This window comes from Flavobacterium aestuarii (assembly GCF_040049115.1).
GTDB classification, from domain to species: domain Bacteria; phylum Bacteroidota; class Bacteroidia; order Flavobacteriales; family Flavobacteriaceae; genus Flavobacterium; species Flavobacterium aestuarii.
On the sequence record NZ_JBDLZZ010000002.1, the window covers coordinates 280,340 to 305,889 of the forward strand.

Sequence of the window (25,550 nt, forward strand, 5' to 3'; positions counted from 1 at the left end):
GTAAAGACGAGCTTTATTAAAGTTATTTTCGTTTTCGAACTCTATAGCTTTTTTCTGTAATATATGGTTTAGAGTTACAGTTGTTGATTGTTCTTGGGAGAAATGGTAAAACGGAAAAAAAAGTAAAATTGAAGTAATGAATAATTTTAATTTAAACATTTTACAAATTGGTTAGTTTTTAGTGCAGATTTCAAAACAACACCATTTTAATAAATGATGTTGTTTTTAAGTTGTTAATTTCCTACATCTGTTCTAGTTCCTCTAGAAGTTTCAGGATCAACATCTCTTAAATAAGATGTAACGCTTGATATATATCCGACCCCTTCCGCGCTATAATCCAATTCAATGTACCAAACATCTAAACTTTTAGGGCTTTCCTCGGTAAAGTTGTAATCAAAATACAATTGCAAGGAACCTCCACGAACCACAGGGTCAATTTCTACAAAAGGCTCAACTGTGTTTGCAGAGTCTATATATAAGGTAGCTCTTATTTTTAAGGTTAAAACATTGTCTGCATTGGTGTATAATTTTGCTGAAACAAAAGGAGATACTGGGTATTCTACATTTGCTGTTTCGTCGAATGTGAAAGGAACGGCATTAAGTTTTGTAACTTGGATAGTTGGATAAGACATAATTTTTTAAATTAATTTGTTAATAATTTTCACGTTAAAGATATTTTTTTTCTTTGAATATGTCGTTATTTTAATATAATAAATTGTTTATCTTTCTTAAAAAAAGGAATAATTATTCATTAAAGCGGAAAAAACTGTTTAATTTGATGATTTTGGGCGAGAATGTCTTTTGTGTTGCTACAACTTCATGTTTTTTGATATTCTGTTTGTAAAACTGAAAAGCCCCGTTTCATAATTTTGAAACGGGGCTTTTTTATAAAAATAAACCTTTAGTAAACTAAGATTGGATTACTCTTTTTTCTCCTCGCGTGGAGGTCTTGGAATAAGTGCTTTTCTAGAAACTTTTTCTTTTTTAGTTTTTGGGTCAACGCCTAAGTATTTCACTTGGAAAACATCACCCATATTCACTACATCAGTCACGTTTTCTGTGCGTTCCCAAGCTAATTCAGATACGTGTAATAAAACTTCGTTTCCTGGAGCAGCAGTGTATTCTACAACGGCACCAAAATCCAGCATTTTGATTACTTTCACTTCGTAAGCTTCACCCATTTGCGGTTTGAAAGTGATAGAAGCAATTTTTGCCAATACTGCTTCGATTCCAGCAGGATCTGTACCTAAGATTTCGATAACTCCTTGCTCGTCTACTTCGTTGATAACGATTGTAGTTCCGGTAGCTTTCTGTAATTCCTGAATTACTTTTCCGCCAGGTCCAATCAATGCTCCAATAAAGTTTCCAGGGATAGTTCTGGTGATGATTTTTGGTGCGTGTGCTTTTACATTAGCTCGTGGCGCAGCGATTGTTTCAGTTATTTTACCTAAAATATGCATGCGTCCGTCACGTGCCTGAGCCAAAGCCTGCTCCATAATATCATAACGCAATCCATCAATTTTGATGTCCATCTGGCAGGCAGTGATACCGTCTTTTGTTCCAGTTACTTTAAAGTCCATATCTCCTAAGTGATCTTCGTCGCCTAAAATATCAGACAATACAGCAAACTTCTCGCCGTCAGTAATCAATCCCATAGCAATTCCAGAAACTGGTTTTACCATTTGAACGCCAGCATCCAAAAGTGCCATTGTTCCAGCACAAACCGTTGCCATAGAAGAAGATCCGTTAGATTCTAAAACTTCAGAAACAACACGGATAGTATAAGGACAGTCAGCAGGAATCATGTTTTTCAAAGCTCTTTGAGCTAAGTTTCCGTGACCTACTTCTCTTCTTGAAGTTCCTCTCAATGGTTTTGCTTCACCAGTAGAGAAAGGGGGGAAGTTATAGTGTAAGTAGAACTTCTCTTCTCCTTGTTCTGATGGCGAGTCAATTTGGTTTGCTTCTCTAGAAGTTCCAAGAGTTACAGTAGCCAAAGCTTGAGTTTCTCCACGTGTAAACAATGAAGAACCGTGAACTCTTGGTAAGTAATCAGTTTCGCACCAGATAGGTCTGATATCAGTAGTTTTTCTTCCGTCTAAACGGATTCCTAATTCTAATACAACATTACGAACCGCTTCTTTGTTGGTTTTGTAAAAATATTTAGAAACTAAATCACCATCAGCTGCTAATTCTTCTTCTGTGAATAAAGCTTTTACTTCTTCTTTTACTTCAGCAAATGCTGCGCTTCTTTCATGTTTAGCAGATCCAACTTTAGCAATGGCATAGATTTTATCGTAAGCTGCTGCTTTTACTTTTTTGTAAATTTCTTCGTTTTCTTTCTCACCTTCGTAAGTACGAATTTCTTTTTTTCCAAAAGCTTCCTGTAAACGGTATTGAGCCTGAATTTGAACTTTAATAGCTTCGTGAGCAAATTTAATTGCTTCGATCATTTCAGCTTCTGAGATTTCTTTCATTTCACCTTCCACCATTGCTACAGAATCCATAGAAGCTCCAATCATCATGTCGATGTCTGATTTTTCTAAATCTTCTCTGCTTGGGTTGATAACTAATTTTCCGTCGATACGTGCAACACGAACTTCAGAAATCAGATTGTAAAATGGAATGTCTGAAACTGCCAATGCTGCAGAAGCAGCTAAGCCAGCTAATGCATCCGGCATTACTTCTTCGTCATGAGACATCAACTGAATCATAACTTGTGTTTCAGCGTGGTAATCGTCTGGGAAAAGCGGACGCAATACACGGTCTACTAATCTCATTGTCAATACTTCGCTGTCACTTGGACGTGCTTCTCTCTTGAAGAAACCTCCAGGAAATCGGCCAGCGGCTGCAAATTTTTCGCGATAATCTACCGTTAACGGTAAAAAATCAACGCCAGGGTTGCTGGTACGGGCTGATACTGCTGTGGCTAGTATCATTGTATCGCCCATTCTTACTACTACAGAACCATCTGCTTGTTTAGCTAAACGTCCTGTCTCGATTGTGATGCTTCTGCCATCACCCAAATCGATTTTTTCTACAAATAATTGTGGAATCATAATTTTTTCCTTTTGATTATACAGTGGGTTTTAGTTGTGTTGTTAGTTGTAGTTGTTGCGTAGTTAATGCCTAAAACCCAATGAAAAACCAAACTTTTTTAATGAATTATCATTTCTGATAAGAATTATTAAATTTAAAATATTTTTTTTAAATCTAAAAGAGAAATAAAAAAAAGAGGCACTTTCGCACCTCTTTATTATATTGATTATTTTCTAATACCCAATACTTTGATAATCTCACGATATCTGTTGATCTCTGTTTTCTTCAAGTAATCCAGCAAAGCTCTTCTTTTACCTACTAATAGTACCAATGAACGCTCAGTGTTAAAATCGTGACGATTTTTTTTCAAGTGCTCAGTAAGGTGAGTAATTCTGTGCGTAAATAACGCGATTTGTCCTTCTGCAGATCCAGTGTTTTCTGCTTTTCCTCCGTATTTAGCGAAGATTTCTGCTTTAACTTCTTTAGTTAAGTACATTTTAATATTATTTAAATGATTATTATGTATGTCATACAGCTATTGTAAGACGGGTGCAAATGTAGAAAATAATTATGGATTATAAATTATGTATTTTGAATTATTTTGATGAGCCCCTTTTATTTCATGCCTGCTAGAGTAATCGGGATCTGGTATTTGACTCTTACATATTGTCCTCTTTGTTTGCCGGGAATCCATTTTTTGTAACTGCTTATAACATCAATTGCTTCATAATCTAGGGTAGAATTTATGGATTTTTACGGTCATTGGTTCTGTTATCTGACCGTCTTTGTCTACAATAAAAGATGTATTTGTAAAGCCCGAAATTAATGTTTTCAGGCTTTCTTAGAATTGGTTATGAAGTTTAAAACAACTTTGCAATCTCCTGATTCACAAATTCCAAAAAGCGTTCATCTTTTTCGGTAAATGGATCAATCACATGGCTGTCAATATCGATTTGTCCAATGTTTTTACCGTTTACAAAAAGAGGAACTACAATTTCGGACTTTACAGTAAAACTGCATGCAATATAGTTGTCCTGTGCGCTTACATCCGGAACGACAAAATTATTGTTGGAAACGGCAACCTGACCACAAATTCCTTTTCCAAATGGAATAACAGTATGGTCGGTTTCAGCTCCTACATACGGACCAAGGTGAAGTGTTTTTGCTTCGTGATTGGCAAAATAAAAACCTACCCAGTTGTAGTAAGAAATAGAATCGCTCAGGAGCTGGCAGATTGCCAATAGTTTTTCGTCTCTGCTGAGTATTGCGTCTGTTGTTATCTCAGTTACTTTTGGCTGTAATTCTTGAAAAGTCATGTTTTATTATTTTTTATGCAAAAGTATTTAAAGCAGATTCTTTTATTGTATAAATTTGGCAAAAAAAATAATTTTGAAAAAATACTTCACCGAATACAAACCTTTTCTAGTTTTTTTAGCTAGTTTTTTTGGCTGCTATATTCTGCTGACATTCCTTTATCAGCTTTTTTTAAATAGTTTTGGAAATAATACTGTTGATAGTATTACGCAAATTGTTGCGCATAATTCTGAAAAGGTGATTTCATGGTTTTTCATGCGTATTCAGGCTGAAAGTGTTGTTAATGAACCGTTTGTCAGGATGTATTTTCAAAATCAATATATTGTCCGTATTGTCGAAGGGTGCAATGGAATAAGTGTTATTGTTTTATTTATTTCTTTTATTGTTGCGTTTACTGGAAGTTTCAAGAGTACTTTGTTATTTATTCTTGGAGGTACAACATTGATTTATATTCTCAATGTATTGCGTATTGCTCTATTAATAGTTTTGATGTATTATTATCCTGCAATAAAACATCTTTTGCATGGTGTTTTATTTCCGGCTATAATTTATGGAGCCGTTTTTATTTTATGGCTAATCTGGGTAAGAAAATTTTCGAAATATGCCGAATAAAATACTTCAAAATAAAACCAGTATTTTTTTTCTGGCCATATTGCTCTGTTTGTTAATTCTGGTTAGAGCTTTCGAAAGCCAATTGTTTTATGATCCTTTTCTGGTTTATTTTAATGACGATTATTTAAAAATGCCCTTGCCTGAATTTAATTCAGGTTTGCTTTTTCTGGGATTATTGTTCCGATATGCGTTGAATACCGTTTTCTCTCTTGGGATCCTTTATTTTATTTTTAAGGATTGGAAAATGGTTTCGTTTGCTGGTGTTTTATATATTTTATTTTTTGTGATTCTAATAATAGTTTTCTTTTGTGTTATTTATTTTTTTAGAAACCAGGAAAATTTATTGCTTTTTTATGTGAGGCGTTTTTTGATTCAGCCTTTGTTTGTATTTGTTTTTATTCCAGCATTTTACTTTCAAAAAATGAATAAATAATTGCCAGCAATCTTAACAGTTTAATTGCCATGTTTTACAATGAAGCTGTTTTGAAAACGGATCTGCATGAGGGATGGAAATGGCATCCTTTTGTTTTCCTTCTTTAGGAAAACAAAAGATATAATGTACAGCCCGACCCTTGGGGCATGCCATAATAATTGATTTGATTGTTTCATTAAAAGTTTAACAAGAGTTTAGTTTTTTTGGAAAATAATAATGGTAATTTTGCATTATGAGAGTTAAGAGATATATAAGCATACTTTTGGCATTTCTGATATTGGGTTCCAATGTTGGGTTAGCTTTTAATGTGCATTATTGCGGAGGGAAAATTGCCTCGGTATCTCTGGGTTCTGCTATATCAATGCAGCAGGAAAAAGGCTGTTGCGAAAAAAAAGCTGTCAGCAAAAAAGACAGCTGCTGTAAAGACAAGAAAATCGTTGTTAAGGAAAAGGCAGATGATAAAATTATTAAATCTTTTTCTTTTCAGCTTGATTCACCTTTTTTAATTCCAGAATATCAATTTACAGCTTTTAGTGCGCTTCCCAGCTTTAAAAGCAATGTACAGCTTTCCTATTATTGTGATGCCAATGCGCCTCCGCTTTATAAGCTGTACAGCCAATATCTCCTTTATGATAGATTATAATGTTTAATTTTTGAGTTGAACCATTTGAGTGGTTTGGCATATTAATCATTTATAATATACATCATGAAAAAACAAACAATACTGCATTTGCTGTTTTTGCTCGTTGCTTATGGTTCGTTTGCGCAAGATACTTTACGAGAAATAAAAGTCCAGTCTAAACGCAAGGCCCTGCAAAAATCATATACACTGACTGCAAATTCAACTTTAGTTACAAAAAAGGAATTGCTCAAAGCAGCCTGCTGTAACTTGGCCGAAAGTTTTGAAACAAACCCTTCTATAGATGTCAATTTTTCGGACGCCTTAACGGGAACAAAACAAATAAAGATGTTAGGCCTTACAAGTCCTTACTTGTTAATGACCCAGGAAAATGTACCTTCGGTTCGAGGAGCTTCACAAGCGTACGGGCTTTCTTTTACGCCTGGTCCTTGGATAGAAAGTATTCAGATCAGCAAGGGTGCTGGGAGTGTGGTCAATGGATTCGAAAGCATTTCTGGTCAAATTAATACTGAGCTGGTAAAGCCATTAACGGAAGTGCCGGTTTTATTAAATGCATACGGATCTACCGATTCCAGATTTGAGCTAAATGTAAATTTCAACACCAAATTGTCTGACAATTGGGCTTCCAGTTTATTGCTGCATGGCAATATTCGTGATTCTAAAATGGATAAGAATGACGATGGCTTCCTTGATAATCCTTTGCAAAAACAAATCAATGTACTCAATCGCTACCAATATTACAATGCTGAAACAGGCTGGGTCAGTTTTATTAATTTCCAATATATGGATGATAGCAAGCAGATGGGACAATTGGATTTTAATCCTGATACTGATAAAGGAACAGCTAATTTTTGGGGTTCCGAAATTGATACCAGAAAAGTAGATATTTCTACAAAATTAGGATATGTTTTTAAGGACAAGCCGTATCAAAGTATCGGTTTTCAGAATGCATTTTCCAGTTATAATCAAGATTCCTATTTTGGGTTGAGAGGATATAATATCAAGCAGAATAGTTTTTATTCGAACTTGATTTTTAATTCTATCATTAGTAATGATAAAAACAAGTTTGCTGCTGGATTGAACTTTACCTATGATGATTATTCTGAATTTGTAAATACTGCAGATTATAGCAGAATTGATAATACAGCAGGAGCATTTTTTGAATACACTTTTGATAATCACGATAATTTCAGCATGATTCTGGGAGCCAGAATCGATTATGGAAATCGTTTGGGTGTTTTTGCTACGCCAAGAATACATCTGAAATATAATCCTTGGGAGAAAGGTGTGTTTAGAGCTTCTGTGGGAAGAGGAAAGCGTCCAGCTAATATTTTTGCCGAAAATCAAACGTTATTTGCTAGTTCCCGAACGTTTGATGTTGTAAACACTGGAGGAAAATTGTATGGATTAGATCCAGAAATTGCATGGAATTATGGCCTTAGTTTTATGCAGGGATTTCAATTGTTTAATAGAAAAGGAGATGTAACAGCCGATTTTTATAGAACCGATTTTCAGAATCAAATTGTAGTCGATGTCATGGAAAGCCCACAATCAGTTGTTTTTCACAATCTAGACGGCAATTCGTATGCTAATAGTTTTCAATTGGAATTCAATTATGAATTGGCCAAGCGATTAGAATTGCGTACTGCTTACAAATACTATGATATCAAGACAGATTATCTGTCTGGCAAATTTCAGAGACCATTGCAGGCGGCACATCGTTTCTTTAGTAATTTAGGCTATGAAACTCATATTAAGGACAAAGGGCAGCAATGGAAATTCGATTTTACTTACAACTGGATTGGAGAGCAGCAATTGCCTTATACCGCATCTAATCCTGCTGCATATCAGCTTCCTGAACATTCGCCAGCTTATTCTTTGATGAATGCTCAGATTACACGAACATTTTCGAGAAATTTTGAAATATATATAGGAGGGGAAAATATTGGTAATTATACTCAGAGCCAAGCCATAGTTGACGCTGAAAACCCTTTTGGTCCTAATTTTGATGCAACAATTTTATACGCGCCTGTATTTGGTCAAATGTATTATGCAGGATTGCGATTTAAAATAAAATAAGGTAATAGCAATAGACAATAATAATGTCAATTTCAAAAATAATAATAAAAAGTAAAAACCATTTAAAATTTAAAAACATGAAAAATCTAGCATTAGTAATTCTGATGACCTTTATAGGATTATCAGCTTTTAGTCAAGAAAACAAAAATAAAAATGCAAAATATACAACCGAAGTGAACGGGAACTGTGAGCAATGCCAAAAAAGAATCCAGAAGGCAGCTTATTCGGTTCCAGGAGTGAAATCTGCTTCCTGGGATATTGAAACACATAAATTGAGCGTGATTATTAATGAAGAAAAATGTTCTTTGATGGATGTTAAAAAAGCAGTGGCCAAAGCAGGTCACGATACCGATTCAGTAAAATCTACTAAGGAGGATTATGATAACCTGCATTCATGCTGCCAATACGATAGATTGTAATTCATGTAAAATCATCTGCGAAACTGTTGGATAGATTATGATTACTTTGTCTGTCAATAATTATAAACATCAAAATGGTTATTCATTTTGATGTTTTTTTATTCGTTAATAAAACTTTAAAATAAGGTATAGTATTGTGGTTCACCTAAATTATTATTACTTTCACCACCTAAACAAAAACAAAAATTTATGAATAATTTTGAATGGACCCAATTAGTAAATCCTGAATTTTATATAACATTTACAATTGGTGGCATTCAACTGGGTTTGTACATTGTTTTATTCATAGTTTTTGCTGAAACTGGACTTTTTGCCGGTTTTTTTCTTCCTGGTGACAGTCTTCTGTTTCTTGCCGGTATCTATAGCCGTGATCTGATTCAGAATGTGGTTTATATCCAAAGTGATTTCATAAATCTTGTATTGCTTTCTTCTTTAGTGGCACTTTCGGGCATTTTTGGGAACATGGTAGGTTATTGGTTTGGTGCCAAAAGCGGCTATTATTTATACAACAGAGAAGATACACTTTTGTTCAAGAAAAAATATCTGCTTCAGGCCAAGGAGTTTTTCGAAAAACACGGAGGAAAAGCTATTATCTATGCGCGATTCCTGCCTATTGTAAGGACTTTTGCTCCAATCGTGGCGGGTATAGGTTCGATGGATAAAAAGAAGTTTATGTTTTTTAATATACTGAGTTCTATTTTATGGTCTTTCATTTTGATTTTTTCTGGACATTATCTTTACGGAATGTTTCTGGATATGGGAATTGACTTAAAAGAACATATTGAAAAAATTGTTATCGGAATTATATTAGTTTCTACTTTGCCAGTTTTCTTAAAGATGATTAAGAAAAAAGTGGTTCATTAATAAAATAAAATAGTTTTTTTCAAAATACACAAAACGTCTTGCTCTACCGAACAAGACGTTTTTTTTTATACGTTGCACAATGTTTCTGAGTGATAAATGGAAACCTATTTTTTTGTTTTTAAGTTATCTGAACTTAGTTAAAAGACATAAAAAAAACCGTCAAGACAAATCAAGACGGATTTTTGATTTTAACCCAAATTGAAATTTGGAATTTTATTATTTTTGGAATTATATAAAAATTACATCATTCCCGGCATACCGCCGCCCATGTGTCCTGCGCCAGCTGCACTTTCTTCTTTAATATCGATCAAAGCACATTCAGTAGTTAATATCATTCCAGAAACTGATGCAGCATTTTCCAAAGCTACACGAGTTACTTTTTTAGGATCGATAATTCCTGCTTTCAGCATGTCCACATATTCATCTGTTTTGGCATTGTAACCAAAATCTCCAGATCCTTCAGCAACTTTTGCCACAACAACAGAGCCTTCAAGGCCTGCGTTTTCTACAATTGTTCTTAATGGAGATTCTATAGCGCGAGAAATGATTTTAATTCCAGTAGCTTCGTCTGCATTATCAGCTTTTAAAGCCTCTAGTGATTGTTTTGCTCTTAATAGAGCAACGCCTCCACCAGCCACGATTCCTTCTTCGACAGCAGCGCGAGTAGCGTGTAAAGCATCGTCAACTCTGTCTTTTTTCTCTTTCATCTCTACTTCAGAAGCAGCGCCAACATATAGAACTGCAACACCTCCGGCTAATTTAGCCAAACGTTCTTGTAGTTTTTCTTTGTCATAATCAGAAGTCGTAGTTTCCATCTGACCTTTAATCTGGTTCACACGATTTTTAATCATATCAGCTTCTCCAGCACCACTTACGATAGTTGTATTGTCTTTATCAATAGTTACTCTTTTTGCAGTTCCCAGCATTTCGATAGTGGTGTTCTCTAAAGTATAACCTCTTTCTTCAGAAATTACAGTTCCGCCAGTCAAGATAGCAATATCTTCCAGCATTGCTTTTCTTCTGTCACCAAAACCTGGAGCTTTTACAGCTGCAATTTTTAATGCACCACGCAATTTGTTTACTACCAATGTTGATAATGCTTCGCCATCAACATCTTCGGCGATAATCAATAATGGTTTTCCTGATTGAGCTACTGGCTCAAGAACTGGAAGTAACTCTTTTAAAGAAGAAACTTTTTTGTCATATAAAAGGATGTACGGACTGTCTAATTCTGCTTCCATTTTTTCAGGATTGGTTACAAAATATGGAGAAAGATATCCTCTGTCAAACTGCATTCCTTCTACAACATCTACAAATGTATCAGTTCCTTTAGCTTCTTCTACCGTGATTACACCTTCTTTTCCAACTTTTGCGAAAGCATTAGCAATTAATTCACCAATAACTTCGTCATTATTGGCAGAAATAGCTGCAATCTGTTTTATTTTTTCAGAGTCGCTTCCTACTACTTTGGTTTGTTTTGCCAAATCAGCAACAATAGCTTCTACTGCTTTGTCAATACCGCGTTTCAAATCCATAGGGTTTGCTCCAGCAGCAACATTTTTAAGACCTTCTTTTACGATTGCTTGTGCTAAAACAGTTGCAGTTGTAGTTCCGTCTCCTGCTAAATCATTAGTTTTTGAAGCTACTTCTTTTACCATCTGAGCTCCCATATTTTCCAATGGATCTTTCAATTCGATTTCTTTTGCAACCGAAACTCCATCTTTGGTTACTGTAGGTCCGCCAAAAGATTTTCCAATAATTACGTTACGTCCTTTTGGTCCAAGAGTTACTTTTACTGCATTTGCTAATGCATCAACACCGCGTTTTAAACCGTCGCGTGCTTCAATATCAAATTTTATATCTTTTGCCATTTTTGTATTGCTTTAGGCAGTAGGTTTTAGGCAATAAGCCTTTTTCTACTGATGGTTAATATTTGTTTTTTGTATCTATAAACTTTTTAAAGCTTAGAGCTTATTGCTTACAGCGTATTGCTAATAAGCACTTGTTTTAACTTGTAAATTTTGCTTTTTATACTATTGATTTTCTCTAACTGATTTTCGGCAGTTTCGCTATTCAGATATTTTAAATCTTTAGCTAAAATCAGCAGATATTCTGTTTCGCTGGCAGAACCTAACGCAATATTGAGAAATTGATTGAATTCTTTGTCGCTGTTTCTTCCGCATCCTTCACTAATGTTTGTAGGAATTGACGAAGAAGCTCTGCGAATTTGGCTTGTTAAACCATATAATTCTTCTTTAGGGAAATCAGAAGTCATTTTATAGACGTCTAAAGTTAAAGAATGGCTAAGCTGCCAAATATCATATTTTTTAAAATCTCTCATTTTATGCTGGCTTTGACCTTTAAGCAGTAAGCAGTATTATTTCAAAAGCTTATAGCTTAAGGCTTATTGCTTACAGCGAAAAATTAAATAATTGCTAAAATATCGTCTTCACGCATAATCAGGTAATCTTTCCCCTCTAATTTTAATTCAGTTCCAGCGTATTTTCCATAAAGTACTGTATCTCCTATTTTTACAGTCATTGTATGGTCTTTAGTTCCGTTTCCTACTGCTACTACAGTTCCTTTTTGCGGTTTCTCTTTGGCTGTATCTGGAATAAAAATTCCTGACGCCGTTTTCGTTTCAGCTGCAACTGGCTCGATAAGAACTCTGTCTGAAAGTGGTTTAATGTTTAATGTCATGATTTTTATATTTATATTAAATTTTACTGTTTTTTTTCTTTTCAGAAATTATGCCAACGCACGTAAACTGACATTTTTTCTTATAAAAAATGCCAGCTTTGACAGGCTGGCATTCTATGTATTTATGTATACAGATTATTTTGCTGGAGTTGCAGGCGCAGGGGTATTTCCTGCTGGTGCATTCTGTGCCGGAGCATTAGTTTTTGGAGCTGCCGTTTCAGTATTGTCAATGATTTTTGAATCTGAATCGCTCAAAGTTCCTGTAAAGCTTAATCCTGATAGCAAGATTAATGCAATTAGTATAGTTGCCAATGTCCAAGTACTTTTGTCTAAGAAATCAGTAGTTTTTTGTACACCACCTAACATTTGAGAACCACTTATTGTAGAAGAAAGTCCGCCACCTTTAGGGTTTTGCACCATAATTACTACGATCAATAGAAAACATACTATTGTAATTAAAACTAAAAAAATTGAAAACATACTATTTATTATTAATTGTTATTTTGTTGAATTATCCTGATATCTTTTATACGGTCTGCAAAGAAACTACTTTTTTCTGGATATTTCAAAATTAATATTTCATAAGCTTGTATGGCTTTTTGATATTTTTTCTGTTCCAAATAAACTTTAGCCAATGTCTCGGTCATTAAATAAGAATTATCCTCTTTGTTAAGATCCAGATTGGGTGTAAACACAGCTCCAGGCTTAATCGGTGGAATTTTTGGGCTGGTTTCTATGAACTTATCTATCAGTTCTGCTTTTTTCTTTTTGCTTTCGTCAATGACAGGATCAGGATCTGTTGCCATACTGATTTCAGCTTTTGGATTTTCTCGTATTATTGGCTGGATTCTCGAAATCTGAAGCCATTGATGAAACGAATGTGTTTCTGATTTCGAAAAATCTATTGGTTTTCCTATCTCTAATTTTTTTTCAGTTTCAGTATTTTTTTCTTCGGTTTTTGCAGGAACAGCTTCTTTTATTGAGTCTAGAATTGATTGTTCAACATTCTTGTCAACATCTAATCTGTCGATAAAAAGAGAGTTGCTGTTAGTGTTAGCTTCTTTTATCGAAGTAAGGATGGAATGTTCTAAAGGAGTTGTCTTGATTTCCTGAGGTACTTCTTTTTGGATTATCTTGCTGTCAATTACCGTGATGTTGAGTAATTCTTGAATTTTTTTCTCGTAGGTCTTTTTTTGAATAGCTGTAAAAGATTCAGAAGTTATAAAGTCAAATAGTACACTTCGATCTGTAGTATGTGCAGCAGCTATTTTTAATGCAAAATTATATTTGTAGCTATTTTGATTGTAAAGCCCCTTAAGCCGCAATGCTCTTGCGCTCTGGAAAAATGGAAATTCATCCAATACTTTTTCTAAAGCAGCGGTTTGAGTTTCGTCGATTTCCTCAGGCTGGTTTAATAAATAATTATAGCTGCTGATGTTCATTGTTTCTGATTCATTGTTTCTGATTCATTTTTTCTGTTTATTCTAATTTTAGCATACCTGTTAATTAGAATGTTACCATTTTGCTAATGATTCATTGAAAATATCCTGCGTAATTCGTTCGAAAATTTCTTTTATGGCTGCATCTTTTGTAGCGCCTGTCAGCTGCTGTGCTGCTGGGTAATCGTAATAAAATTCAAAAGATTTATCGAAATCATCCGACTCTTTATTTTTATTAGTAAATCTGACCTGCACTCGGATTTTTAATCGGTTTTGTGCCGCTTTCTGATCAGCCGTTGCAGTCATTGGACTGATGCGGTAATCAGTAATTTCGCCTTCGTATGTTAAATCACCATTATTTTTAACCAGATGCAGGTTCGTTTGATTCTGAATCAAATCCTGCAAAGTCAGCGTAAATGTTCTGTCGATACCTGGCTCAATCAAATCAGAAGTATTCGGAAAAAAGTTTACTTGGTAAGTTTTGGCGTCAATTTTGCCTGTTCCCGTAAAGTTGTATACAGAACAGCTATTGGCCGTAGCCAAAATAATAAGTAATAGTAAATGTATTTTTTTCATAATGACTTCGTGAAATGCTTATTTATGAGCAGATATTTTTTCAAAAGTAATCTTTTTAGTTATTGGGTTTGATTTTTTACAAATCAAATTGTTTGATTTTTCGATATAAAGTACGTTCCGAAATACCCAATTCATCCGCAGCTGCTTTTCGTTTTCCTTTGTTTTTTTCCAATGATTTTTTAATCATTTCGATTTCTTTTTGCTCCAATCTTAATATTTCTTCCTCTTCGATGGTTTCTGCCAGCAGATAATTATTAGATTCCTGATCTTCATAATCCTGCTCTATGTTTGGGTTGGATAAAAACTGAGTTCTTGGTTCTTCTTCAAAATCTATTTCACTATCTTCTTCTTTAGTGCCATATATTTTTTTGATAAGTGATTTATTGGTTTCCTGAACATTGGTATTGCCATTTTGCATCAATTCTAAAGTTAGTTTTTTCAAATCGTGCAAATCGCTTTTCATATCAAAAAGCACTTTGTATAAAATCTCTCTTTCAGTGTTAAAATCGCTGTCTGCTTTTTTATCTTTTATTACCGATGGAAGTGTGCTGTTGTCTTCAGTAGGCAAATACGATTGCAATGTAGAAGCATTGATATCCCTGTTGGTTTCTAATACCGATATCTGTTCAGCTACATTTCGCAATTGTCTGATGTTACCGCTCCAGCGGAATTTCTGCAATAGCAAAATAGCACTTTCATCAAGTCGTAATGGAGGCATTTTGTATTTATTGGCAAAATCGGCAACAAATTTTCGGAATAATAAGTGAATATCATCTTTACGTTCTCTCAATGGAGGCAAAACAATATCTACAGTGCTTAAACGATAGTATAAATCCTCACGGAATTTTCCTTTTTCGATAGCCTTGAATAAATTCACGTTGGTTGCGGCTACGATTCGGACATTTGTTTTTTGAACCAGAGAAGAACCTACTTTCAAAAATTCGCCATTTTCCAAGACACGCAGTAAGCGCACTTGTGTTGTTAGCGGTAATTCTCCAACTTCGTCAAGGAAAATAGTTCCGCCATTGGCAACTTCAAAGTACCCTTCACGAGTGCTGGTAGCACCTGTAAAAGCGCCTTTTTCATGACCAAATAGTTCACTGTCAATGGTTCCTTCCGGAATGGCACCACAGTTTACCGCAATGTATTTTCCGTGTTTTCGATGTGATAAGGAATGGATAATCTTTGGAATGCTCTCTTTTCCCACACCGCTTTCCCCAGCTACCAAAACCGAAATATCAGTAGGGGCAACCTGAATGGCTTTTTCTATCGCACGATTAAGCTTCGGGTCGTTCCCAATAATCTCAAATCGTTGTTTTATTGATTGTACTGTTTCCATTTTTGAGGTCTAAAGTTTAAAATAGTTTAAATGTTTAAACTGCTTACTTTAATGATTTTTTATGATTGACGAATTAAAAAATCGTTGTTTTTTAATTTTAAATAAAAAACTTTTTATTGCTTTGGTTTACTTATTGTGTCTTTCTGAATAGCTGTTTTTTCAACTTTATGTTTTGGAAAATAGGTTCTGATGATATAGAACGTTGTTCCAAAAGCAATGATGAAAGTAATTAAAGCGATAAGTACATTTTTTTTAGACATATTTTTTGATTTTTAACCACAAATTACACAAATTTTCACAAATTAAAATTTTATGTGTTTATCAATCTTTTGTGAACTAATGATTTGTTTTGAAAATTTGCGATTATTCCAACTGGAGTATCTGCTAGTTTCATATAATTTAATGTTTGTGCAAGATGATCATTACTAATCTCTTTTATGGATTTTATTTCGAGTATAATATCACTAAATACCACAAAATCTGCATAAAATTTATGAGGTAAAATAGTTCCTTTGTATTCTACTGCATATTCTTTTTCTCTTTCGTATGGAATATTATTGTTTTTGAATTCTATTTCTAATGCATCCTTATATACTATTTCAAGTAGTCCAGGTCCTAATAAACGATGAACTTCCATGCATAGGCCAATAATTTTATAGTTTTCATCCTTTTTATAATAATAGTCATTAAACTCAGTCATCCTTATGTTTTTATTAGAATAAATTTGTGAAAATTTGTGTAATCTGTGGTTGAAAAATCAATTCATCTCGCTCAATCCCACCGCTTCACCCTTCAAAGTTCCTGATGTACAGGAAGTGATTTTTACATTCACAAAATCTCCTACTTTGTAATTTTCTTTCGGGAATACCACAACGATACTTTGTGAATTTCGTCCTGACCAATCATCTTGGGATCGTTTTGAAGCTTTTTCTATTAAAACTTCTACAGTCTGACCCAAAAATTCCTGTGTTCTTATCGCGCTGTGTTCTCTTTGTAAATCAACAATTTCCTGTAGTCTTCTGGCTTTAGTTTCTTCAGGAACATCATCTTCCATTTTTCTTCCTGCCAATGTTCCCGGGCGTTCCGAATAGCTGTACATATAGCCAAAACTATATTTCACATACTCCATCAGACTCAAGGTGTCTTGGTGATCTTCTTCCGTTTCTGTTGGGAATCCCGAAATCATATCTTGTGTAACAGAAACATTCGGGATTATGGCATGAATTTTATCAATCAAGGCCATATATTCTTCTCTGGTATGCAAGCGGTTCATTTCTTTCAAGATACGATTGCTTCCGGATTGTACCGGCAGATGGATATGTTTGCAGATATTTGGATATTTGGCAATAACGTGCAGAATGCTTTCGTGCATATCCTGCGGATTCGAAGTTGAAAAGCGGATACGCATTTTTGGGAAACCACTCGCCACCATTTCCAATAACTGTTCAAAATCCACGGCTGTCGCTTTTTGCATTTCGCTGGCGTTGTCAAAATCTTTCTTTAATCCGCCACCATACCATAAGTAGCTATCCACGTTCTGTCCCAGAAGCGTAATTTCCTTAAAGCCTTTATTCCACAAATCCTGAATTTCGTTCATAATACTTTGCGGTTCACGGCTTCGCTCACGTCCGCGGGTAAAAGGCACCACACAAAAAGTACACATATTATCGCAGCCTCTCGTGATGGAAACAAAAGCCGTAATTCCGTTGCTCATCAATCGCACCGGCGAAATATCGCCATAGGTTTCCTCTTTGGACAAAATTACATTAATCGCATCACGACCTTCTTCGACTTCGCTTAATAAATTAGGTAAATCTTTATAGGCATCTGGACCAACCACAAGGTCAACGATTTTTTCTTCTTCCAGAAATTGACTTTTCAGACGTTCGGCCATACAGCCCAAAACTCCGACTTTCATCTTCGGGTTGGTACGTTTTACGGCATTGTATTTCTCTAAGCGTTTGCGAATTGTCTGTTCTGCTTTGTCACGGATTGAACAGGTATTTACCAAAACCAGATCGGCTTCTTCTAAAACAGATGTGGTATTATAGCCGCCATCAGACAATATAGAAGCTACAACTTCGCTGTCCGAAAAATTCATAGCACAGCCGTAGCTTTCTATAAAGAGTTTTTTGGTATTCTCTGGTTTATTATCTAAAACAAGGCTATTTCCTTGTTTGCTTTCTTCAATTATCTTTTCCATTGGGTATTTTCAAAGCGCAAATATACGGCAAATACAGTGATTATGACAAGATGTCAGCCGAAGAATTAACAAAAAATAAAGGATTTTAGATTGAAGATTAGAGATTGCCGATTTATGATTTTGAAAGACTAATTTCAAAAGAAGTTATTTTACTTAACCTTATCAGCTTTTTATTCTAAAATCAAAAATCGTTAATCAAAAATCTGAAATCATTAAGTAGCTGTTTCCCGCTTTCCGTTGCAAGTCCTCACAAAAAAAGCAAGTTTCCAAAGTGCTGGAAAGAGCTTCCGCTGGTCGCTTTTCCAGCACAGGAAACTTTTACTTTTTCTGCTCCGGGCTTTTCACTATAATCGGGGCTAGGATATTAGTTTTCAAAAGAAGATTTTGTAATTTCAGGAAAAGGCTTAACAGTTTTTTTGAATTAGTCATTCGTGGTAAAATAATTTTTATGGAATCCGAAACTCTTTTAATAGAAACCCATTAGCAACAGCTTTAAATTCTGTTAATTGATTCTGGATCCAGCTTTCATCGTGATGTAATTCTTTTGCCATTAAACAGGCAACTTTTTCAGAACTTTCAATTGAGGCTTTTGCATCCAAAAACAGCAAACGAACACGTCTTGCCAAAACATCCTCAACAGTCGCAGCCATTTCATATCGTATTGCCCAAGCAACTTCAGCTAAAGTGTAATCGTAATTAGGATGGAGTTTTTCCTTCAGTTGTGGCTCGCTCTCTTGCAATTTAAGAATAGCATTCGCATCTGTTCCATAAACAAACAAATGATTTTCAAAATCGGAGGTGCTGTTTTTCTTGTTTCCATGAATGGATAAGTGTCTGGTGATGCATTTCTTTTTTGGTAATTGATGTACTTCGATGGCTTTGTTTACAATGTCTTCGGCAATTTTTCGATAGGTTGTCCATTTCCCGCCCGTAATGGTGATTAGTCCAGTTTCGGAAACGATTATTTTGTGGCTTCTGGAAACTTCTTTGGTGCTTTGTCCTTTTTTTTCGGGAGCCGACAAAGGTCTTAATCCTGCAAAAACCGACAGCACATCTGCTCGTGTTGGTTTTTTGGTTAAATACCTTTGTGCTGTGTCCAGTACAAATTCAATTTCTTTTTCCAGGGCAATTGGTTCAAAATCTGGTTTTTTTACCAAAGTATCAGTAGTTCCCACCACTATTTTATCGTGCCACGGCACCGCAAAAAGTACTCTGCCGTCACTCGTTTTTGGGATCATCAAAGCGTAATCACCAGCTAAAAATGATTTGTCAAACACCAGATGAATACCTTGGCTAGGGACTATGTATTTTTTATAAACGATATCGTTCATCTTCATAATTGCATTCGTGAAAACGCCCGTAGCATTAATCACTGCCTTGCCTTTTATAATGTATTTGCTTAAAGTCTCCTGGTCGACAGCGGCAATTCCTGTGATTTGGTTTTTATCATTTTTTAAGAGCTGCGTTACTTTAAAATGATTGAGTATGCAGGCTCCTTTTTCAACTGCAGTCTGAGCCAGGTTAATTGCTAATCTTGAATCGTCAAATTGCCCGTCATGATAGAGTACTCCGCTTTGTAAGCCATTAGATTTTATGAATGGAATTAGTTCGAGGGTTTTTTCTTTGGATAAATATTTTGAAGTTCCAAGGCTCAATCTGCCTGCTAAAAGATCATAAATTTTTAGGCCTAGTGTATAAAAATAACCGCCCCACCAGTTGTAATTTGGAATAATGAACGATTCGTTTTTTACCAGATGTCCTGCGTTTTTTTCCATTAAGCCTCTTTCCTGCAAAGCTTCGATAACTAGAGCAATATTGCCTTGTTCCAAATAGCGGACTCCGCCATGAACTAGTTTAGTGCTTCGGCTTGAAGTGCCTTTTGCAAAATCTACCGCTTCGAGAAGTATTGTTTTAAAACCTCTGCTTGCTGAATCCACAGCAGTACCGAGTCCATTGGCACCGCCTCCAATAATGACGATGTCCCAAATTTGTTCATTGTTGAGCTGTTTTAATTGTTCAGTTCGATTCATTCAGTCGCTGTAGATTTAGATTAGGCTGTAGTAAATTTAATTAATTATTTAAATGGATCTGCTTTTGGAAAAACTAATTGTGGATTTGGGTATTATATATAGGTATAAAGAATTTACAAATTACAATTTAATATTATTGTTTCTAATGAGATTCAGGGAGAGACCAAAACTGAGTTTTACTGTTGCTGTTTTGCTGCTTCGCTATTATAGAGTTCTCCATCGATTAATTGTTGGTCATCCCTATGTGTTGAGAGTGTTGAAATGAATGAAAATATTTTGTTTTCAATGATAAGAATGATTCTTTATCGCATTTAATGTGTTTTTAAAATCAATGAAAGGGTGATATTTAAAAAAAAAAATTACTTTTGCGATTCAAACAAAAGCAAGATGGCAAAGAATTTAGTTATCGTTGAGTCCCCCGCAAAAGCGAAAACGATCGAGAAATTTCTAGGAAATGATTATCAGGTAGAGTCAAGTTATGGACATATCGCTGATTTACCTTCTAAAGAAATAGGTGTTGATGTCGAAAACGGATTTACACCCAAGTATGAAGTTTCCTCGGAGAAGAAAGCATTAGTGTCCAAATTAAAAACGTTAGCGAAAAATGCCGATATGGTTTGGCTAGCGAGCGATGAGGACCGTGAGGGAGAAGCTATTTCTTGGCATCTGGCGGAAGAATTAAAACTTAAAAAAGAGAAAACGAAACGTATTGTTTTTCATGAGATTACCAAAACTGCAATTCTCAAAGCTATTGATAAGCCTCGTGAAATAGATTATAATTTAGTTAATGCTCAGCAGGCGCGCAGAGTTTTAGACCGTTTGGTTGGTTATGAATTGTCACCGGTACTCTGGCGAAAAGTAAAAGGCGGTTTGTCAGCAGGCCGTGTACAATCGGTTTCCGTTCGTTTAATTGTAGAAAGAGAACGCGAAATCCAGAATTTTACCGCTGTAGCAACTTATTCAGTGGTAGCTGAATTTACAAATGAGGCTGGAAAATCATTCAAGGCTAAATTGCCTAAAAATTTCAATACTAAAAAAGAAGCCGAAGATTTTTTAAAACAAAATATCGGTTCTATATATAAGGTAGCAGATTTAGAAACTAAACCTACCAAAAAATCACCAACAGCTCCTTTTACAACTTCGACTCTGCAGCAGGAAGCGGCTAGAAAATTATATCTCCCGGTTGGAATCACTATGCAGTTAGCCCAGCGGTTGTATGAGGCTGGACTTATAACTTACATGAGAACTGATAGCGTGAATTTATCCAAAGAGGCTATGGATGCAGCTCAGGCTGAAATTATCAAATCTTATGGAAAAGAGTTCTCAAATCCCCGCACTTTTGTAAATAAAAGTAAAGGTGCTCAAGAAGCTCACGAAGCAATTCGTCCTACGGATATGACTCGTCATACTGTAGATATTGACAGAGATCAGGCACGTTTGTATGATTTAATTTGGAAAAGAACTCTGGCTTCTCAAATGAGTGATGCCAAATTGGAGCGTACGAATGTAAAAATTGAAGCGAACAATCATGATGAAATCTTTACCGCTTCGGGTGAGGTTTTGCTTTTTGAAGGATTTTTAAAAGTGTACTTGGAAGGACACGATGATGATGAGGAAGAACAGGAAGGAATGCTGCCTGCTTTGAAAGTCAATGAAAAACTGCAGAATATGTATATCACAGCAACCGAAAGATATTCGAGAGCTGCTGCTCGATATACTGAAGCTTCATTGGTTAAAAAATTAGAAGAATTAGGAATCGGCCGTCCTTCGACTTATGCACCAACAATTTCTACTATTATCAATAGAAACTATGTTGAAAAAGGCAATTTGGAAGGTCAAGAAAGAAATTATACACAATTAACTTTACAGTCAGGTAAATTGGCTGAGAAGCTTTTAAAGGAGAACACAGGCTCCGATAAAGGGAAGCTGGTTCCTACAGATATTGGAACGATTGTTACTGATTTCTTAGTAAAAAACTTCGGAAACATTTTGGATTATAATTTTACTGCAAAAGTAGAACATGATTTTGATGAAATTGCCGAAGGGAATATTGAATGGACTAAGATGATGCAGGAATTCTACAATACTTTTCACCCAACCGTGAAAGATGTAGAGGCTAATGCCGATAGAGAAAGCGGAGAACGTATTTTAGGCGTGGATCCAGAATCAGGGAAGCCGGTTTCAGTTCGTTTAGGGAAATTTGGACCAATGGCTCAAATTGGAGATGCCGAAGATGAAGACAAAAAATTTGCCAGTCTTAGACATGAGCAGAACATTGGAAATATTACTTTAGAAGAAGCTTTGAATTTATTTTTGCTTCCAAAAAATTTAGGTATATATAAAGGAGAAGAAGTAGAAGTAAGCAATGGCCGTTATGGGCCTTACGTACGCCATGGAAGCGTTTTTATTTCATTGCCAAGAGGGGAAGACCCATTGGATGTTTCAATGGTTAGAGCTCAGGAACTGATTGATGAAAAAGCTGTTGCCGATGCTCCAATTGCTGTTTATAAAGGTGAAGGAGTTCAAAAAGGCACAGGACGTTTTGGACCTTTTATCAAATGGAATGGTATTTTTATAAATGTAAGCAAGAAATATAATTTTGATAATCTTTCACAATCCGATATTGAAGCATTGATTGAAGATAAATTGCAGAAGAATATTGATAAAGTGCTTCATAACTGGGAAGACGAAGGCATTTTAGTAGAAAAAGCACGTTGGGGGCGTTCAGTTATTACAAAAGGCAAGATAAAAATTGAATTAAGCAAAGATGTTGATGCAGCAAAATTAACATTAGCCGAAGTTCAGGAAATGATTGCTAAAAAAACGCCTGCTAAAAAAACAGCAGCAAAAAAAACAACAGCAGCAAAAAAAACAACAGCAGCAAAGAAACCAGCTGTTAAAAAAACTGTAGCCAAAAAGAAATAGAGAATTTGATCCGTTACCTTGATTTTGTTTCAAGAATATATATAGGATTAAGTACATAATAGAAGCAGAAAAAATGGAGTTTGATTTTCTAGTACCATTAGACAGTGAAATTTTAAATTATATACAAGGATTGTCTGTTCAGCATTTGGGCAGTAAAATTGTATTACATACTAATGACTCCGTTCCTGATTTAGATAAAATTAATATTGCAATTATAGGTGTTCTTGATAACAGAGGGGATATAAATGCAAAAGCTGCAATTGATTTAAATGCAATCCGTAAAAAATTATACGGGATGTTTCCTGGAAACTGGAAGGCCAGTATCGCCGATTTGGGAGATGTTCTTGCGGGAAATTCAAAGGAGGATACCTATTTTGCTGTAAAAAAGATCACATCAGGCTTGATCAAAAGAAAGATTGTACCTGTGATTATTGGCGGCTCTCAAGATATTACATATGCGCTTTATAGAGCATACGATGATTTGGAGCAAATGGTGAATCTGGTTGCGGTTGATAGTAAGTTTGATTTTGGTAAAGAAAATCAGGCTATTAATGCTGATTCTTTTTTAACAAAAATAATTATTGACGAACCAAATAATCTGTTTAATTTTTGTAATATTGGATATCAAACCTATTATAATTCTCAAGAGGAGATAGACTTGATTGAAAAATTATTTTTTGATGCTTACCGATTAGGAGAGGTTTCAAATAATATATCAATTTCGGAACCTGTCTTTAGGGATGCAGATGTAGTCAGTATTGATTTAAATTCGGTGAAATCTTCGGATTCTGGTGATTTTGTCGATTTTAACCCAAATGGATTTAATGGTAAGGAAATATGTTCTCTGGCCAGATATGCCGGAATAAGCGACAAGGTGACTTCGTTTGGTGTATTCAATCACGGCAGTTCTAAGCAGGAAGCTGTTATTGTAGCGCAAATTTGCTGGTATTTTATAGAAGGATATAATTATAGATCAAATGAATATCCTTTTGGAAGCAGGGAGAATTATTTAAAATATATAGTGCCGTTAGAGGAGGAAGATTTAGTTTTTTATAAAAGTGATAAGACAGACAGGTGGTGGATTGAGATTCCGCACGTTTTGAACTCAAGTAATAAACTCAAAAAAAATACGTTATTACCATGTTCTTATGATGAATATCTGGCAGCTTGTAATCAAGAAATGCCAGAAAGATGGTGGAAAGCACAACGGAAAAACAGCGTTTAAAATTTTAACATTTTTTTATTTATCGATTTATAATTGAAAATGTTAATTTAATATGAATTGTTGAAATATTTACCTATTGCTTACAATTTTTTTAAAAGTATGTTTTTTGTCGTTCTTTTTTAGCGCTTCGGCGATAAAATATTTTTTTTTAAGAAATTTTAACATACATTTGACCAAATAATTTAAGGCTCTAAAAAAAATTGTTTTTTAAATAAAAAATAAATAGGTTTACAGTCTGATAATAATGAATAGATAACCCCAATTTTTATGAAGAATTTCATTGCATTTACGGCAATTTTAACCGTGTTAATTAGCTGTGGCAGATCAAGCGACAAAGGTGAGTTGGTTGGTGTAAAAGGAGCAAAATGGCATCCAGAGAAACCTTATGGAATGACACTAGTACCTGGTGGATCGTATATCATGGGTAAATCTGATGACGATGTTGCAAATGTCGGCGACGCCCCAACAAAGACAGTAACTGTGAGAGCATTTTACATGGATGAAACTGAAATCACAAATAGTGAGTACCGTCAATTTGTAGAATGGGTTAAAGATTCTACGATACGCCTGCGTTTGGCTATATTGGCTGAAGAGAGTGGTCAAGGTGCTGCAACAGATGGAAAAGGTAAAGGGAAGAATGCTGGCAGTATTGCCGATTATGCATTTAACGATTCTGATCCTGAAAAAATGACTGCATATGATAAGTATATGTATGATAACTATTACAGTATTGGTACAGATAAAGATCCAAATGCATATAAAAGATTAAATAGAAAAGCTAAGCTTATAAAGGATGTTAAAAAATATCCAGATGAGTATTACGTAGAAGTAATGGATTCCATGTATTTGCCACTAGAAGCTTCGTATAACGGCTTAAGAACAATGGATGTCAATAAGCTAAAATTCCGTTATACTTGGATGGATATTCAGGCTGCAGCTAAAGCTAAAGTTGGAAAAAGACAGGATTTCTTAAGAACTGAAGAGGTGAAAGTATATCCTGATACAACTGTATGGATTAAAGATTATAGTTATTCCTATAATGAGCCAATGCATAACGATTATTTCTGGCATAAAGCTTACGGAGAGTACCCAGTTGTCGGTGTTACTTGGAAACAGGCGAAAGCTTTCTGTGAGTGGAGAACCTTAAATAAAAACATATACATAAAATCAAAGAAGAATCACTTTGATAATGTAAATTCTTTCAGATTGCCTACTGAGGCTGAATGGGAATACGCAGCGAGAGGCGGTCTGGAATCAGCTACTTTTCCTTGGGGTGGCCCATATACAAAAAGTGATAGAGGCTGTTTCCTTGCTAACTTCAAGCCTAATAGAGGTGATTATGCTGCGGATCAAGCTTTATATACTGTAGAAGCTAAATCTTATGATCCTAATGGATACAGTTTGTATAATATGGCTGGTAATGTTTCGGAATGGACAGACTCAGCTTACGATTCAAATTCATATGAATACATGTCTACAATGAATCCTGCTATTATCGATAATTCGAACAAACGTAAAGTTGTGCGAGGTGGGTCTTGGAAAGATGTTGCCTATTTCTTACAGGTAAGTACCCGTGCTTTTGAATATTCGGATTCTGCAAGAAGTTATATCGGATTTAGAACAGTACAAGATTATATGGGTACTCAGACAACTAAAAACGCTAAAAAATAATAAAATTCCTAAATCAACAATTAAATAAAAAACCTATTAAATTAA

Annotated in this window: 24 protein-coding genes; 9 read left to right on the top strand and 15 right to left on the bottom strand. The window is 35.0% G+C overall.

The features are described from left to right. Positions 1-233 precede the first annotated feature (233 nt). The 4 genes from ABEG11_RS03195 to ABEG11_RS03210 form a co-directional block, all read right to left on the bottom strand. On the bottom strand, positions 234-632 hold the full coding sequence (locus ABEG11_RS03195; protein ID WP_348822750.1) for a hypothetical protein: 399 nt from the start codon (positions 630-632) through the stop codon (positions 234-236). 288 nt (positions 633-920) lie between these two features. Next, positions 921-3,056 carry a polyribonucleotide nucleotidyltransferase gene (locus ABEG11_RS03200; protein ID WP_348822751.1) on the bottom strand — a complete coding sequence of 712 codons (2,136 nt, stop codon included), beginning with the start codon at positions 3,054-3,056 and terminating at the stop codon, positions 921-923. A 206-nt stretch (positions 3,057-3,262) separates the two neighbouring features. Then, positions 3,263-3,532, bottom strand: coding sequence for a 30S ribosomal protein S15 (gene rpsO / locus ABEG11_RS03205; RefSeq protein WP_325260454.1), 270 nt, complete (start codon positions 3,530-3,532; stop codon positions 3,263-3,265). A 364-nt stretch (positions 3,533-3,896) separates the two neighbouring features. Continuing rightward, positions 3,897-4,352, bottom strand: coding sequence for a GAF domain-containing protein (locus ABEG11_RS03210; RefSeq protein WP_348822752.1), 456 nt, complete (start codon positions 4,350-4,352; stop codon positions 3,897-3,899). A 73-nt stretch (positions 4,353-4,425) separates the two neighbouring features. On the opposite strand from ABEG11_RS03210, the gene xrtF reads away from it, so the two are divergent. From xrtF to ABEG11_RS03240, 6 genes are all read left to right on the top strand, one after another. Then, positions 4,426-4,962 carry an exosortase family protein XrtF gene (gene xrtF / locus ABEG11_RS03215; protein WP_348822753.1) on the top strand — a complete coding sequence of 179 codons (537 nt, stop codon included), beginning with the start codon at positions 4,426-4,428 and terminating at the stop codon, positions 4,960-4,962. After that, positions 4,952-5,395 carry an exosortase F system-associated membrane protein gene (locus ABEG11_RS03220; RefSeq protein WP_348822754.1) on the top strand — a complete coding sequence of 148 codons (444 nt, stop codon included), beginning with the start codon at positions 4,952-4,954 and terminating at the stop codon, positions 5,393-5,395. The genes xrtF and ABEG11_RS03220 overlap by 11 nt, the downstream gene beginning before the upstream one ends. Before the next feature lie 232 nt (positions 5,396-5,627). Beyond that, a complete protein-coding gene (locus tag ABEG11_RS03225) occupies positions 5,628-6,038 on the top strand; it encodes an HYC_CC_PP family protein (RefSeq protein ID WP_348822755.1) in 411 nt (136 codons plus the stop codon). Between the two features lie 63 nt (positions 6,039-6,101). Beyond that, on the top strand, positions 6,102-8,114 hold the full coding sequence (locus ABEG11_RS03230) for a TonB-dependent receptor plug domain-containing protein (RefSeq protein ID WP_348822756.1): 2,013 nt from the start codon (positions 6,102-6,104) through the stop codon (positions 8,112-8,114). Between the two features lie 77 nt (positions 8,115-8,191). Then, the gene (locus ABEG11_RS03235) at positions 8,192-8,533 is read left to right on the top strand and encodes a heavy-metal-associated domain-containing protein (RefSeq protein WP_348822757.1); all 342 of its coding nucleotides are present in this window, start codon (positions 8,192-8,194) and stop codon (positions 8,531-8,533) included. A gap of 189 nt (positions 8,534-8,722) precedes the next feature. Then, positions 8,723-9,397, top strand: coding sequence for a DedA family protein (locus ABEG11_RS03240; RefSeq protein ID WP_348822758.1), 675 nt, complete (start codon positions 8,723-8,725; stop codon positions 9,395-9,397). A gap of 239 nt (positions 9,398-9,636) precedes the next feature. Here the strand turns inward: ABEG11_RS03240 and groL are convergent, their stop codons facing one another. The 11 genes from groL to ABEG11_RS03295 all read right to left on the bottom strand — a co-directional run bounded on the left by groL (position 9,637) and on the right by ABEG11_RS03295 (position 19,684). Next, positions 9,637-11,268, bottom strand: coding sequence for a chaperonin GroEL (groL, locus tag ABEG11_RS03245; protein WP_348822759.1), 1,632 nt, complete (start codon positions 11,266-11,268; stop codon positions 9,637-9,639). A gap of 107 nt (positions 11,269-11,375) precedes the next feature. Then, positions 11,376-11,738: a four helix bundle protein gene (locus ABEG11_RS03250; RefSeq protein ID WP_194642050.1), complete on the bottom strand. Its 363-nt coding sequence runs from the start codon at positions 11,736-11,738 to the stop codon at positions 11,376-11,378. Positions 11,739-11,821: 83 nt separating this feature from the next. Next, positions 11,822-12,097, bottom strand: coding sequence for a co-chaperone GroES (locus ABEG11_RS03255; RefSeq protein WP_100431955.1), 276 nt, complete (start codon positions 12,095-12,097; stop codon positions 11,822-11,824). Between the two features lie 135 nt (positions 12,098-12,232). Then, a complete protein-coding gene (secG, locus tag ABEG11_RS03260) occupies positions 12,233-12,577 on the bottom strand; it encodes a preprotein translocase subunit SecG (protein WP_348822760.1) in 345 nt (114 codons plus the stop codon). 11 nt (positions 12,578-12,588) lie between these two features. Beyond that, positions 12,589-13,539 (bottom strand): tetratricopeptide repeat protein, encoded by a 951-nt coding sequence (locus ABEG11_RS03265; protein WP_348822761.1) that lies wholly within the window; start codon positions 13,537-13,539, stop codon positions 12,589-12,591. A gap of 72 nt (positions 13,540-13,611) precedes the next feature. Next, positions 13,612-14,112 (bottom strand): LptE family protein, encoded by a 501-nt coding sequence (locus tag ABEG11_RS03270; protein ID WP_348822762.1) that lies wholly within the window; start codon positions 14,110-14,112, stop codon positions 13,612-13,614. A gap of 76 nt (positions 14,113-14,188) precedes the next feature. Next, positions 14,189-15,451 (bottom strand): sigma-54 interaction domain-containing protein, encoded by a 1,263-nt coding sequence (locus tag ABEG11_RS03275; RefSeq protein ID WP_348822763.1) that lies wholly within the window; start codon positions 15,449-15,451, stop codon positions 14,189-14,191. 113 nt (positions 15,452-15,564) lie between these two features. Next, positions 15,565-15,711, bottom strand: a complete 147-nt coding sequence (locus ABEG11_RS03280) for a hypothetical protein (protein WP_348822764.1) — start codon at positions 15,709-15,711, stop codon at positions 15,565-15,567. Positions 15,712-15,761: 50 nt separating this feature from the next. Then, on the bottom strand, positions 15,762-16,151 hold the full coding sequence (locus ABEG11_RS03285; protein ID WP_348822765.1) for a GxxExxY protein: 390 nt from the start codon (positions 16,149-16,151) through the stop codon (positions 15,762-15,764). Positions 16,152-16,208: 57 nt separating this feature from the next. Further along, entirely contained in the window at positions 16,209-17,654 is a 1,446-nt protein-coding gene (gene miaB / locus ABEG11_RS03290; protein ID WP_348822766.1) for a tRNA (N6-isopentenyl adenosine(37)-C2)-methylthiotransferase MiaB, read from the bottom strand. A 446-nt stretch (positions 17,655-18,100) separates the two neighbouring features. Continuing rightward, entirely contained in the window at positions 18,101-19,684 is a 1,584-nt protein-coding gene (locus ABEG11_RS03295; protein ID WP_348822767.1) for a glycerol-3-phosphate dehydrogenase/oxidase, read from the bottom strand. A gap of 387 nt (positions 19,685-20,071) precedes the next feature. Between ABEG11_RS03295 and topA the strand changes: the two genes are divergently transcribed. From topA to porK, 3 genes are all read left to right on the top strand, one after another. Then, on the top strand, positions 20,072-22,609 hold the full coding sequence (gene topA / locus ABEG11_RS03300; RefSeq protein WP_348822768.1) for a type I DNA topoisomerase: 2,538 nt from the start codon (positions 20,072-20,074) through the stop codon (positions 22,607-22,609). A gap of 73 nt (positions 22,610-22,682) precedes the next feature. Then, a complete protein-coding gene (locus ABEG11_RS03305) occupies positions 22,683-23,834 on the top strand; it encodes a formimidoylglutamase (RefSeq protein WP_348822769.1) in 1,152 nt (383 codons plus the stop codon). Positions 23,835-24,101: 267 nt separating this feature from the next. Further along, positions 24,102-25,505, top strand: coding sequence for a T9SS ring complex lipoprotein PorK/GldK (gene porK / locus ABEG11_RS03310; RefSeq protein WP_348822770.1), 1,404 nt, complete (start codon positions 24,102-24,104; stop codon positions 25,503-25,505). The last annotated feature ends 45 nt before the right edge of the window (positions 25,506-25,550 follow it).